The organism is Zymomonas mobilis subsp. mobilis ATCC 10988 (assembly GCF_000175255.2).
GTDB classification, from domain to species: domain Bacteria; phylum Pseudomonadota; class Alphaproteobacteria; order Sphingomonadales; family Sphingomonadaceae; genus Zymomonas; species Zymomonas mobilis.
The window spans coordinates 377,566-391,351 of record NC_017262.1 but is presented as its reverse complement, the minus strand read 5'-3'; the positions used below and the strand labels follow the sequence as shown (position 1 = coordinate 391,351).

Below are 13,786 nucleotides of genomic sequence, written 5' to 3'. Positions count from 1 at the left end.
AACTATGGCAGATAACAATACCACGGTTCAGGCCGCCGCAGATCAGGGTGACAGCAAGCTGTCATTGGATAAACAGGACGCTACCCAGAATACCGCTTCCGAGCCGGATGAACAGAATAAATCCAATAGAAAACGCTGGTTACGCTCTCTAGCTATTCTGCTGATCGTGATCGCGATTATCTATGGTATCTGGTATTTCTTGGTCGGTTCCCGTCATGCGTCAACTGACAACGCTTATACTAATGCTGAATCCGCGCAGGTCATGGCCTTGGTCTCGGGGCCGGTCGCGCAGGTCTTTGTTTCCGATACCCAACAGGTTCAAAAAGGGGATTTGCTGGTTCGTCTTAATCCCGATGACCAAAAGATTTCTTTAGCAAAGGCTGAAGCTGATTTTGCAGCAGCAGAAAGAAAATTCGGACAGACTTCGGCTAGCAGTGATGCCTTGTCCCAAGCTATTGTTGCGCAGCAGGCTAATGTCGAGCAAGCTGAAGCCAATTACCTGTCCGCGCAGTCAACCTATCATCGGGCAGAAACCGACTATAACCGTCGTCGTTCCTTAGTTGAATCCGGTGCTGTGTCACGGGATGAAATGACGGCTATTTCTAATGCTTTGGAAAAAGCACGGGCGGCTTTGTTGCAAAGTCATGCTGCTGTCGATCAGGCTCATGCCGCAAAAGAAGAAGCAATCGGTAATTTTGAAGCCAATCAGGCTTTGATTAAAAACACAACGGTCAGCACCAACCCGCAAGTTCGTGCCGCCAAAGCTGCCTTGGATCAGGCGCGTTTAGACAATAGTCGTCTTGAAATTCGCGCCCCTATGGCAGGCGTTGTGACCCAAAGGCAAGTTCAGGTTGGTCAGCGTGTCAATGTCGGCACCCCGATTGCAACCATTGTGCCGATCGAACAGATTTATGTCGATGCCAATTTCAAAGAAACCCAGCTTGGCAAGGTCAAGGTTGGCCAGACGGCAACGGTCAAATCTGATCTTTACGGTGGTGATGTCGTCTATCACGGTCATGTCGTCGGTTTTTCAGGCGGCACCGGCTCTGCCTTTTCTCTTATCCCTGCCCAGAATGCGACGGGTAACTGGATCAAAGTTGTTCAGCGTTTGCCTGTCCGTATTGCCCTTGATCCCAAGGAATTGAGAGCCCATCCGTTGCGCGTGGGTTTGTCGATGGAGGCTGACATTGACCTTTCTTCAAAAAATTAGTCATCGCTTTCATGACTTTTTTGCGGGTTTTTCCTTTGGTCCTCCCGATGATCAAAGGAAGCCCGCCTCGGCGGAAGGTCTTCTGTCTGGTTCTAAACAGGCCATTGCCTGTATCATTCTGGCTTTGACCAATTTTATGGTTGTGCTTGATACAACCATTGCCAATGTTTCGGTGCCTCATATCGCTGGAGACCTTGCGGTTTCTAACTCCCAAGGCACTTGGGTTATTACCTCTTATGCGGTGGCAGAAGCTATCTGTGTGCCATTGACGGGATGGCTTTCCCGTCGTTTTGGCACCGTGCTTTTGTTCTTTATTTCGATTATTGGTTTTACCAGTTTCTCTTGCTTGTGCGGTTTTTCGCATAGCCTGATGGTTCTGTTGATTTTCCGTTGTTTGCAGGGCTTTTTCGGTGGCCCGTTGATGCCAATTACTCAAACGCTTTTGCTGCGTGTGTTCAGAAAAGAGCAGCATGCGCAAGCGATGGGTATTTGGGCAATGACGACTATTACCGCGCCAATTATTGGCCCTATTATGGGTGGTTGGTTAAGTGATAACTGGTCGTGGCCGTGGATTTTCTATATCAATATTCCTATCGGGATTATCTGTGCCATGGGTGTTTTTGCTCTGTTACGGAGTGTCGAAACCCGCACCCTGAAAGAATATATTGATAAGGGCGGCCTCACTATCATGGTTATCTGGATCGCTTGTCTCCAGATTGCCCTTGACCTTGGTCACGATCACGACTGGTTGAGCAGCCGGATGATTGTCACCCTGCTTATTCTGGCGGCAATCGGCTTCGTTGTTTTCGTGATTTGGGAGCTGACCGAAAAACAACCGATCGTTGATCTTAAGATCTTCCGGCATCGCGGCTTTACGATCAGTGTTCTGTCCCTATCCTTTAGTTTCGGGGTGTTTTTCGCTTCGGCCGTGATTATTCCGCAGTGGCTTCAACGTGTTATGGGCTATACCGCAACCGATTCCGGTCTTGTGACCGCTATGTCGGGTATTCTGGCGGTATGTTTTTCTCCTATCGTTGCAAAGTTAAGCGGTAAGGTTGATGCCCGTATTCTTGTCAGTTTCGGTATTTTATGGCTGGGAGGATGCACGGCGCTCCGCACTTTTTGGGATACCAATAGCAGCTATTGGATATTTGCGGTTCCCCAATTTTTGCAGGGTATCGGGATGCCTTTCTTCTTCGTCCCGTTGACGACCCTTGCTTTATCTTCCGTGTTGCCGGAAGAAACGACTTCTGCCGCGGGTCTCATGAACTTTTTGAGAACTTTGGCGGGGGCTATCGGAACCTCTTGGTCAACCACGGTTTGGGAAGATTATGCCCGTAAAATGCATAATGAATTGGCCAATGTCATTCCGACCCCGAATGCCATCTTGCCCGTTCTGCAAATGGGTGGGCAAAATACCCTGAAAGCCAGAGCTTTTTTCGATGCTTTGGTGGATACGCAGTCTTATGCGCTATCAACGACCCATATTTTCTTTATCAGCACGATGGTTTTTGTTGTGGCTTCTTCGGTGATCTGGTTGGCACCAGCGCCCAAGAAAAAGCAAGGAAAACAGGGATAACAGTCTTCCCGAAGATGCCTGCCTTCGTATAGAAGAAACGAAGGCAGGTAATTTAAAGGGGTAGGGGCTATTTTTACAGAACGTCTAACGGGCATGATGGGCGCATTATGCCTTATTCTGGTTGCTTTCGGCTTGTCGTCGAACCGCCGAAAAATCAAAATGCGACAGGTCTTTGGGGCATTTTTAACGCAGATTATCCTTGCTATTCTTATCCTTTATGTCCCTTTCGGGCAAAATATGATGGCGGCGATTGCCCGCTTTGTGAATAATTTTATCGGATATGCGTCAGCCGGTTCGGCTTTCCTTTTTGGCCCTTTGGCGACATCGCCTTTGGGCCATAATTTTGCGATGCAGGCTTTGCCGGTTTTGATCTTTTTTTCTTCTCTGATTTCTATTTTTTATCATCTTGGCTTGATGCAGTTTTTGGTGCGTTGGATCGGGGGGGCGATTGAGAAATTGACCCAGATCGGGCGGATTGAAGCCATCAATTGCGCAACCAATATTTTCGTTGGACAAAGTGAATCCCCCTTGGTCGTGGGACCCTATTTGGCTGAATTGCCGCCCGAAAGGCTTTTCACCATTATGGTAACGGGGATGAGTGGCATTGCCGGCACGTTATTGGCCGCTTATGCCCAGATGGGTATTCGGTTGGATTATCTGTTAACGGCGAATTTGATGGCAGCGCCCGCCGGTATCATGATGGCCAAAATGATGATGCCCGATTTGAGCGATGCCGGTGATTTTGAAGAAAAAATTGCACCTCATCAGAAAAAATCAGCCAATATTATTATGGCCGCCGCCGAAGGCGCCCAACAAGGGGTCAAGCTGGCTGTGGCTGTTGGGGCAATGGTCATGGCCTTTGTTGCCTTGATGGCTATGGCAAATGGAATCTGCCAGATGGTTGGAGGCTGGTTTGGTTGGCCGGATGTGACCTTTCAAAGTTTGATCGGCACGGCTTTCCGCCCTGTTATGTGGTTGATGGGGGTGCCTTGGGCAGAGTCAGGCGTTGCTGGTAGTCTGATGGGTGAAAAAGTTATTCTGAACGAGTTTATTGCCTATATCCATTTTGGCCAAATAACGTCCGATTTGTCTCCTCATAGCATGGCTATTGTGACTTTTGCGCTGTGTGGTTTTGCTAATATTTCATCGATTGCCATTCAAATGGCCGTGATAGGCGGGATCGTGCCGCAGCAACGGCCTGTAATTGCCCGATTGGGTGGACGAGCATTAGTCGCCGCCATTCTTGCCAATTTAATGAGTGCGACCTTAGCCGGTTTATTGGTGTCCTGAATTATGTCAAAAACGATTGCGAAATATCGGTTTAATCCGCAATTATTTGAAGAAAAATATTTATTTTTCAATATGTTATGTGGTGATTTATTAAAAGATATTGTCTCTTTTTTTAATGCTTTACATTCTCTTTTGAAAAATTTTGGATCAAGGCGACAAAGTCCTGTCAGTTCTTGGCAATATAATGTAACGAATGGCGGAAATGGGGGATATCATGCAACAATGGCTTGACCGCTATTTCAGGCTGACAGAACGCGGGACAACTATTCGCACCGAAGTCATGGCAGGTTTAACGACCTTTTTAACCATGGCTTATATTATTGTGGTCAATCCGACCCTTTTGGCACAGGCGGGCATGCCTTATGCCGCAGTCGCCGCTGCCACTTGTTTTGCGGCCGGATTTGCCAGTCTTTTGATGGGTTTTTATGCCAATACGCCTTTGGCCTTGGCACCCGGATTAGGGCTGAATGCCTATTTCGCCTTTACCGTTGTTGGGCAGATGGGCATCCCTTGGACACAAGCCTTGGGATGCGTTTTCCTGTCAGGGGCGATTTTCCTATTTCTGACTTTTGCCGGTATTCGGCAAATGATTATCAAAGCCATTCCTCATTCTCTTTTTTCGGCAACGGCGGGCGGTATCGGGCTTTTTATTGCCTTTATCGGTCTTAGAAATGCCGGCATTATTCAGGCCAGCCCATCAAGTTTGGTAACTTTGGGATCGCTCGGTAATACGCAAACGCTGTTAGCGATAGGCGGCCTTCTTCTGACAGCTATTTTAATGGCTTATCGGGTGAGGGGGGCTATCCTGATCGGTATTTTGGCCGTAACTTTCATCGGTATCTTATCCGGTTTTGTCCATTTTTCGGGCAGTGATTATAGCCCCGCCATGTTAGGTAAAACGGCCTTTGCCCTTGATATTAAGGGGGCTTTATTTCGCGGTCATAATTTCGGTTCGGCCATTATCGAGATTTTGTTCATCCTGTTATTTGTTGATCTGTTCGACAATATCGGCACCTTGGTTGCGGTGACAAAACGAGCCGGTTTAATGGATAAAGACGGCACTATTCCCAATTTGAACCGGATGCTGTTAACCGATGCGATTGCGACCTTGGTTGGTGCTTTATCGGGCACCTCTACCGTCACATCTTATATTGAAAGTGCGGCAGGGGTACAGGCCGGAGGTCGAAGCGGTTTAACCGCGGTTGTCGTGGGGTTATTGTTTCTGTGCATGTTATGGGTTGCGCCCTATGCCCAGATTATTCCGATTGGAGCAACAGCCCCCGCGCTTATTCTGGTCGGGTCACTGATGATGGCTCCATTGATTGAAATTGACTGGAATAATATCGAAGAAGCCTTGCCGTCCTTTTTGACCTTGATTGTTATCCCTTTGAGTTTTTCCATCGCGAATGGTCTGGCTTTTGGCATTATTGCCTATACGGCTTTGAAAATAGCCAAGGGTAAGCTCAAAAAAGACGATTGGTTGCTCTGTCTGTTAGCGGCTTTGTTTATTGGCCGTTTTGTTTATCTGGCGAGGGGATAACGGGATGAAAATAAGCCGATATAAAAAAATAGCCGCCCTTTTAGGGGGGCTGGCTTTATTCTATGCGCCGGCTATGGCAGCTGGGAAAAGCGGTGGCGTGGTTGTCCCGAAAAAGGTGATTTCTGAAAAGAAAGCCTGTCCCTGTCCACAAGTAAAAATTCCGGTTCGGGTGGTTGTTCTGACTGCTTTTGAAATCGGAGAAGACCAAGGCGACAAAGCAGGAGAATTTCAGGCTTGGGCGAATATCCTGCCTGAAAAAATTGATTTTCCTGCCGCGCCTAGAAATCTCCGTTTTGACCCGAAGACGGGTGTTCTGGCGATCAATACCGGCATGGGAACAGGGCAGGCCGCGACTTCGGTTATGGCTTTGGGACATGATGACCGTTTTGATTTGTCCCATGCTTATTGGTTAGTGGCAGCGATTGCGGGCGTTAATCCCAATGCGTCAAGCATTGGATCCGCGGCGTGGATTGGTAATGTCGTTGATAGCGATTTCAGCTATTGGATCGACCCCAGAGAGATGCCGTCTGATTGGTCAACCGGATCAATCCCTTGGGATAAAAAGCGGCCTTATGAAACCCCGCGCCCCGATAATTCACATAATCTTTTTGCCTTGAATAAAGGCTTGCAGAATTGGGCTTATCAGCAAACCGCACAAATAACCTTGCCGGATAATGCCACCTTGCAAAAAATAAGATCAGGCTATCCCGCCTATAAAGCCGCACTGCGCCCGCCTGAAATTGTCAAAGGTGACGAGGCAACAGGGCAGGCTTTTTGGCATGGCGTTTTATCAAATAGCCATATCGAAAAATGGGTGTCTTATTGGACGGATGGCAGTGGAAATTTTGTGATGACCGGCATGGAAGATAGCGGTATTGCGAGAGCCATTGCTGTTTTATCTAAAGAAGGCCGTGCCGATTATAATCGGGTCATGATGTTACGAACGGGTGCCAATTATACATTCCAGCCAAGCGGCAGTAATGCTGCTGCGAGTTTGGCGCATGAAGGCAGTGAGCTTTCTGGCATGCAGTCGGCTTTGGATGCCGCCTTTACCGTTGGGAACAAGGTTGTGAGCGAGATAGCCTCCCATTGGGATCAGTATCGCGATCATATACCCGCCTCTTGAGGGTTGACGATTTTCTATTAAATTTGAGTATGTTACATGAATAATCTTATAAAATTTATAGCGGCTTTGCCGAAGGCAGAGTTGCATCTGCATATTGAGGGAAGCCTTGAACCTGAATTGATGTTTGAATTGGCCAAGCGGAATAAGGTTACCTTACCTTTTCCTGATGTTGAATCCGTAAAAGCTGCCTATAATTTCAACAACTTACAAGAGTTTCTTGATATTTATTATCAAGGAACCAATGTTTTAAAAACTGAAGAAGATTTCTGTGATTTGGCGATGGCCTATTTCTATCGGGCGCATCGCGACAATGTCCTTCATAGTGAAATCTTTTTTGATCCCCAGAGCCATACAGAGCGCGGTATTCCTTTCAATGTCGTCATGAATGGTTTGTTGGCAGCTGTTACCAAAGCCGAAGCCGAATTAGGCATGTCGGTTCAGCTGATTATGTGTTTCCTGCGGCATCTGGATGAGGAATCGGCCTTTGCAACCTTGCGGATGGCTGAACCCTTCCTCGACAAGATTACCGGCGTCGGTCTTGATTCTTCTGAAGTCGGTAATCCGCCTTCAAAATTCCGCCATGTTTTTGCCGAAGCCCGTCAAAAAGGATTGAAGCTGGTTGCACATGCCGGTGAAGAAGGCGATGCTTCCTATATCAAAGAGGCTTTGGACATCCTGAATATTGATCGGATCGATCATGGCAACCGGATTACCGAAGATCGTTTGCTGATGACGCGGGCAGCGCGTTCGGCCATTGCCTTGACGATTTGTCCGCTTTCAAATCAGAAATTACAGGTTGTGCCTGACCTTCGCAATCATCCGTTACCCTATCTGTTGCGCCAAGGGCTTCGAGTTACTATAAACTCGGACGATCCCGCCTATTTTGGGGGATATGTAAATGATAATTACAAAGCCTTGGCTGAATATTGCGGCCTAAAAGCGGCTGATTTCGTTGAAATTGCCAGAAACAGTTTTCTCGGATCATTTCTTCCGGATCAAACCGTCGCAGCTTATCTGGATGTTCTGGATAAATATGTAGATTCTTTCTAAGACGCTGCCTGTTTATACAGCGGCGTCCGATTTGACACAGACATAAGGCCAGAAAGGCATAAGAACGGTTCATGATCAGGATTAAACAATGATAACCATCCTGCATGTCCTTTTGACAATTATAGGCAGTCTGGCACTGCTTATGGCGTTGGCCGGTGTGGGTTATACCATTCTGGCCGCGATTGTCGTGCTGTGGTGGCAACAAAAAGAAGTGATCAAGAGAAAGGCATGGCCTTCTGTTTCGCTGGTCAAGCCTTTGCATGGTGACGAACCTGCTCTGACAGAAAATCTTTTGACCTTTCTGAAACAAGATTATCCGGCAGAATATGAAATGCTCTGCGGGATCCAGAATCCTGATGATCCGGCAGGTGAGACCGTAAGAGAGATTGCCTCTACCAGTAATCAGACAGCTGTCCGGTTGATTGTTGATAGCAAAAGTCATGGCACTAATGCCAAGATTTCCAATCTTATCAATATCACGGCGCATATCGGCCATGATATTTTGATTATCAGTGATAGCGATATGAGTGTACCTGAAGGTTATATCCGTCAGGTGGTTCATGCGCTTGAAAAGAAAGATGTCGGGGCAGTGACCTGCCTTTATCACGGAAGAGGCGATAACGGGTATTGGTCGCGGCTGTCTGCCGCCAATATTGACTATAATTTTTTACCGTCAGTTATGGTAGGCGTTGCTCTTAGGAAAGCTAACCCTTGTATGGGGTCAACGATTGCCATAAAACGCGAGACGTTGGAAGCGATTGGCGGATTTAACAGCCTCGCCAATATTCTGGCAGATGATTATGTTTTAGGTGCAAAAGTCAGGGCGTTGGGATTAAGAGTTGAAGTAATACCGGTTATTTTGACGCATAGCTGCACAGAAACAAGTTTTTCATCCCTTGTTCGGCATGAATTGCGATGGTCAGCGACAATCAGGGATATTAATCCGGTCGGCTTTTTCGGAAGTGCGGTCACTTATCCCGTGCCTTTGGCCTTTATCGGACTGATGTTAACAAATGGATGGGTGAGCTGGCCGGTTTTTTGTCTTGCTTTGGCTTCCCGCTGGTTATTGGGGTGGCGTATAAATAGGGTGACTGGAGTTTCACGAATGGACGCGTTATTACAGCTGCCTTTTCGCGATTTACTCTCTTTCGGAATATTTTTATCGACCTTCTTTATCTCTTCTGTTGATTGGCAGGGAATGGAACTTACGTTGCATTCTGACGGGCGCATTTCGCGCAAATAGGAGTCCTTTTTATAATGATGCGTACGCTTTTTCTGCAGGCACCGTCTTTTGACGGTTTTGATGGCGGGGCTGGTTCCCGTTATCAGGCTCGCCGTGAAATCAAGAGCTTCTGGTATCCGACCTGGCTCGCACAGCCTGCAGCTCTTATTAAAGATTCAAAGCTGATTGATGCCCCGCCGCATGGCACGAAATTGCCGGAAGTTTTGGCCATCGCGCCGGATTATGATTTGGCGATTTTGCATACCTCGGTTCCTAGCTTTGCGTCCGATGTCAAAACCGCAGCGGCTCTTAAAAAAGTCAATCCGGCGATGAAAATCGGCTTCATCGGGGCAAAAGTCGCGGTCGAGGCTGATAAAAGCCTGAAAGATGCCAAGGGTATCGTTGACTTTGTCGCGCGTAACGAATTTGATTTCACGATCAAAGATGTCGCCGATGGCAAAGATTGGTCAGAAATTCTCGGCTTGAGCTATATCAATGACAAAGGCGAAATTGTCCATAATGCGGATCGGCCTTTGCTTCAGAATATGGATGAGCTGCCCTTTGTGACTCCGATTTACAAGCGTGATCTTGAAATCGAGAAATATTTCATCGGTTATCTGAAACATCCTTATATCTCGATCTATACGGGACGCGGTTGTAAGTCGCATTGTAGTTTCTGTCTGTGGCCGCAAACTGTTGGCGGGCATAAATATAGAACTCGCAGCGTCGAGCATGTGATTGAAGAAATCAAATATGCGCTGAAGACCTTCCCGCAGGTAAAAGAATTCTTCTTTGATGACGATACCTTTACCGATGATCGTCCCCGTGCCGAAGCGATTGCCCGCGAATTGGGTAAATTAGGGGTTACATGGTCTTGTAACGCCAAAGCCAACGTGCCTTATGAAACCTTGAAGGTTCTGAAAGATAACGGACTTCGTCTTTTATTGGTCGGTTATGAATCCGGTAACCAGCAGATCCTGCATAATATCAAAAAAGGGATGCGGGTCGAAACAGCCGAGAAATTTACCCGCGATTGTCATGATCTGGGTATTGCTATCCACGGCACCTTCATTTTGGGCTTGCCGGGCGAAACCCGCGAAACCATTGAACAGACCATTAAATGGGCTTGTGAAATCAATCCGCATACCATTCAGGTTTCTTTGGCGGCTCCCTATCCGGGAACCTTGCTTTATAAACAGGCCATCGAAAATGGCTGGCTTGACCAGTCACATGCTGAATTAGTGGATGAACATGGTGTCCAGATCGCGCCTTTGAGCTATCCGCATTTAAGTCATGAAGAAATCTTCCGTTCAGTTGAGACTTTCTATAAGCGCTTTTATTTCCGCCCCGGTAAAGTCTTCTCGATTGTCAACGAAATGGTTCGTGACTTTGATATGATGAAACGCCGGTTGCGCGAAGGTGTTGAGTTCTTCCAGTTCCTGCGGGAACGGAAAGAAGCTTGCTAAAAACGGAGTAAAGAAGTGAAAAAGCTGATCGTCACCGCTGATGATTTCGGAGCTGCTACCGTTGTTAATGAGGCAGTGGAAAAGGCGCATATCGATGGCGTGTTGACGGCGGCTAGTCTGATGGTGGGCGCTCCGGCTGCCTTTGATGCGGTCGAACGTGCCAGAAGACTCCCTAAATTGGGGGTTGGTCTTCATCTGGTTCTGGTCGAAGGTCGTCCGGTTCTACCACCTGATGAAATACCGGATCTCGTTGATCGAGATGGTATGTTTCGCCGCAATATGGTGAGAGCCGGTGTCGATATCTTCTTTCGCCCCGGTGTTCGGCGGCAGTTGGTGCGCGAAATCAACGCCCAATTTAGCGCTTTTGCTGCAACGGGTCTGAAACTTGACCATGTTAATGCCCATAAGCATTTTCACCTTCATCCGACGATTTCCAATCTCATTTTAGCGATTGGTCGTCGTTATGGTTTGAAGGCTATGCGTGCGCCCGTCGAACCGATCAATATTTTAGCCGAGATTGAACCGGTTACCCGTCATCTGCCCGATTATGTCGCAATGCCTTGGGCTTATGGTATTCGGAAACGCTCGGTTAATGCCGGCCTTCTTGTGCCTGATCAGACTTTTGGCATTGCATGGACGGGGCATATGACCCCGCACAGAATGTTAGGCTTGATCGAGCATTTGCCGGAAGGCTTGAGTGAAATTTATGTCCATCCTGCGGTCAGTGATGAATATGAAGGTCATGCTCAAGGCTATGAATCCATTGAAGAATGGCATGCTTTGACCGATGAAGCCGTCAAAAAAGCCCTGAAAGAGCGTCAGATAGAGCTGGGTAATTTTTCTGATTTTCTCGGGAAATAACGGCTTTAAGCCTCATTATTAAAAGCTGAAAAAATAGGAGCAGGTCTTTTAAAAAGGTTAAAAGGCCTGCTTTTCTGTTAATCAAACTTGCGATTTTGGCCTCTCTATGGAATAGACCCTTTCTATCATTTTCGGGTTCGTCCCATAGGCCGCTTAAAATCTTGGGCGGCTCTTTTCATAAGAGCGTGGCTACTTCACTTCATGACCGGCAAAAATAAAGATAAACCATGGAGCCGCATTATAATTCTGGCAGCAAGTCTGACTGGTTTTATTCTGGCTCTTTATTTTATGCACCGGATCGGTTTCCATAATATCTTTTCAGCGGTTGCCAGCATCGGTGTCGAAGGTTTTTTGCTTTTCTGTTTCTTCTCGGTGATCGTGTTGCTCCTTTTGGGTGCGGCGTGGTTTTCGGTGACGCCGAACCAATCTCTGCGGAAAATGCCGTTATTTTCATGGGGACGGACGATCAGAGAAGCGGCAAGTGAAATTCTACCCTTCTCTCAAATTGGTGGCATCATTCTGGGTGCCAGAACATTGACTGGAGCGGGTTTGCCTTTTCAGTTGGTCTATGCCTCGATGATTGTCGATATGACCGCAGAAATGGCTTCGCAGCTCATTTTCACCCTGTTTGGGGTTGGCACGATCTCTTTTTATTATTTCGGCGGCGGAAAGGCGATGTCAATTCAGCCTTTATCCTATGCCGGATTGGGCGTGATCGTTGTCATTTTGCTGTTATTTATTCTCTTCCAGCGGCCTATTTTGAATGTCGCGGGCAGTTTGGCTGAAAAAATTGTGCCTGGTGCCGGTGATAATATTCGAGATGTCTCGAATAAAATGACCGAAATTTATCACCAGCCGATGAAGTTATTGGCGTCCTTTACCTTTAATATGTTGGCGTGGGTGGTCGGAGCCTCGAGTGCATGGGTGGCCTTGCGTTTTATGGGGGTTCAGGTTTCTCTAACCGCTGTTTTGACCATCGAAAGCCTGATTTTTGCCTTGCGCAGTGCAGCTTTTATTGTTCCGGGAGCAATCGGTCTTCAAGAAGGGGCTTATATCCTGATGGCACCACTTTTTGGGCTGACGGGAGCAGAAATGATCGCTTTATCTCTTTTGAAAAGGGCGCGTGATATTTCTATTGGCGTTCCTGCTTTGCTTTTGTGGCAAATCAATGAAAGTCGACGATTACTTTAAAATTTACCCCTTGCCTGTTTTGAAAGAAATCGGTAAGGAAGTGGCCTCTGGTAAGCGGGCGTAGCATAGTGGTAATGCACTAGCCTTCCAAGCTAGCTAGGAGGGTTCGATTCCCTTCGCCCGCTCCAGCTTGTATCAGACATAAAAAAGCCGCCCTGTCTTGCGACAGTGACGGCTTGTTTTATATCCGCTCTTATTTATCGCGTGGCGGGGGTGCCATAAATTCTGCACCGATAGGATTGGGGATATTCTTGGCCAGAATAGCATCAATCTGTTTCAGATCTTCATCCGATATCTGCCAGCCAAAAACTTCATCAATACCGTCGATCTGTTCCGGCTTGCGAGCGCCCCAAAGTGCTAAAGTGGGCCCTTGCTCCAGCATCCAGCGGATAGCCAAAGCCAACACCGATTTATTGTAATGCTCTTTGGCGAGTTTCTTCAGTTCTTCAACCGCAGCCAGATAATGTTCAAAGCGCGGTTTCTGGAATTTCGGGTCTGTTTTCCGTAAATCATCGCCTGTAAAGGCACGATCAGCCGTCATTCTGCCAGAAAGTAAACCACGGCAAAGTGCACCATAGCCTAAAACGACCAGATCGTTTTTCTTGGCATAAGGCAGGATATCTTTGTCTATTTCGCGTTCAAACAGATTATAAGGCGACTGCGAAACGGCCAGCTCGGCATATTTCTTGAACTCGTCCATCTGTTGAACGGAATAATTGGAAACGCCGATAGAACGGATTTTGCCTTCTTTTCTGAGGGCTTCCAATATTGTTGCGGTTTCTTCAATCGGAACCAGCGGATCCGGCCAATGCACCTGATAAAGGTCGATATAATCAGTGCCAAGGCGGCGCAAAGAATCTTCGATTTCTTTTTTGATACGGCTGGCTGAACTGTTACGGCGCATCGATTGGTCGGGGGTTAAAGTCCAATCAAGGCCAACTTTGGTCGCAATAATCAAATTATCGCGTTGGCCTTTGATGGCTTTACCAACGACTTCTTCAGCGTGGCCACGGCCATAAGCCGGAGCGGTGTCGATGATATTGATACCAAGATCAATCGCCCGATGAATGGTTTTAATGGAGGCATCGTCATCGGTGCCGCCCCACATCCAGCCACCAATAGCCCATGTGCCTAACGCTACACGGGTTGCGGATTTATCAATCCCTTTGATCGAAATCTTGTCGAAATGAGCGGGTTTTTGCGTAGAAGTGTTCATCAGAAACTCTCCACATTTTTTAAAAAAGACCCCTG

12 protein-coding genes and 1 tRNA gene are annotated in these 13,786 nt (G+C 47.4%); 12 read left to right on the top strand and 1 reads right to left on the bottom strand.

The features are described from left to right. The first annotated feature begins 4 nt into the window (after positions 1-4). The 12 genes from ZMOB_RS01780 to ZMOB_RS01725 all read left to right on the top strand — a co-directional run bounded on the left by ZMOB_RS01780 (position 5) and on the right by ZMOB_RS01725 (position 12,663). Positions 5-1,210, top strand: a complete 1,206-nt coding sequence (locus ZMOB_RS01780; RefSeq protein ID WP_011240818.1) for an HlyD family secretion protein — start codon at positions 5-7, stop codon at positions 1,208-1,210. Beyond that, positions 1,188-2,789 carry a DHA2 family efflux MFS transporter permease subunit gene (locus ZMOB_RS01775; RefSeq protein WP_011240819.1) on the top strand — a complete coding sequence of 534 codons (1,602 nt, stop codon included), beginning with the start codon at positions 1,188-1,190 and terminating at the stop codon, positions 2,787-2,789. The genes ZMOB_RS01780 and ZMOB_RS01775 overlap by 23 nt, the downstream gene beginning before the upstream one ends. 93 nt (positions 2,790-2,882) lie before the next feature. Then, entirely contained in the window at positions 2,883-4,079 is a 1,197-nt protein-coding gene (locus ZMOB_RS01770; RefSeq protein WP_014500454.1) for a NupC/NupG family nucleoside CNT transporter, read from the top strand. A gap of 3 nt (positions 4,080-4,082) precedes the next feature. Next, positions 4,083-4,310, top strand: coding sequence for a hypothetical protein (locus tag ZMOB_RS01765; RefSeq protein ID WP_011240821.1), 228 nt, complete (start codon positions 4,083-4,085; stop codon positions 4,308-4,310). Further along, positions 4,294-5,619 (top strand): NCS2 family permease, encoded by a 1,326-nt coding sequence (locus ZMOB_RS01760; RefSeq protein WP_011240822.1) that lies wholly within the window; start codon positions 4,294-4,296, stop codon positions 5,617-5,619. The genes ZMOB_RS01765 and ZMOB_RS01760 overlap by 17 nt, the downstream gene beginning before the upstream one ends. Positions 5,620-5,623: 4 nt before the next feature. Continuing rightward, the gene (locus ZMOB_RS01755; protein ID WP_011240823.1) at positions 5,624-6,745 is read left to right on the top strand and encodes a purine nucleoside permease; all 1,122 of its coding nucleotides are present in this window, start codon (positions 5,624-5,626) and stop codon (positions 6,743-6,745) included. 36 nt (positions 6,746-6,781) lie between these two features. After that, entirely contained in the window at positions 6,782-7,795 is a 1,014-nt protein-coding gene (locus ZMOB_RS01750) for an adenosine deaminase (protein WP_012817038.1), read from the top strand. Between the two features lie 88 nt (positions 7,796-7,883). Then, positions 7,884-9,038 (top strand): bacteriohopanetetrol glucosamine biosynthesis glycosyltransferase HpnI, encoded by a 1,155-nt coding sequence (hpnI, locus tag ZMOB_RS01745; protein ID WP_011240825.1) that lies wholly within the window; start codon positions 7,884-7,886, stop codon positions 9,036-9,038. 14 nt (positions 9,039-9,052) lie between these two features. After that, positions 9,053-10,483, top strand: coding sequence for a hopanoid biosynthesis associated radical SAM protein HpnJ (gene hpnJ / locus ZMOB_RS01740; RefSeq protein ID WP_012817037.1), 1,431 nt, complete (start codon positions 9,053-9,055; stop codon positions 10,481-10,483). Positions 10,484-10,498: 15 nt separating this feature from the next. Beyond that, positions 10,499-11,344: a hopanoid biosynthesis-associated protein HpnK gene (hpnK, locus tag ZMOB_RS01735; protein WP_011240827.1), complete on the top strand. Its 846-nt coding sequence runs from the start codon at positions 10,499-10,501 to the stop codon at positions 11,342-11,344. A gap of 201 nt (positions 11,345-11,545) precedes the next feature. Beyond that, positions 11,546-12,535, top strand: a complete 990-nt coding sequence (locus ZMOB_RS01730) for an HpnL family protein (protein WP_014500453.1) — start codon at positions 11,546-11,548, stop codon at positions 12,533-12,535. A gap of 54 nt (positions 12,536-12,589) precedes the next feature. Continuing rightward, a tRNA-Gly gene (locus tag ZMOB_RS01725) sits at positions 12,590-12,663 on the top strand. 65 nt (positions 12,664-12,728) lie between these two features. On the opposite strand, the gene ZMOB_RS01720 is transcribed toward ZMOB_RS01725, so the two are convergent. Then, a complete protein-coding gene (locus ZMOB_RS01720; RefSeq protein WP_011240829.1) occupies positions 12,729-13,751 on the bottom strand; it encodes an aldo/keto reductase in 1,023 nt (340 codons plus the stop codon). Positions 13,752-13,786 lie beyond the last annotated feature (35 nt).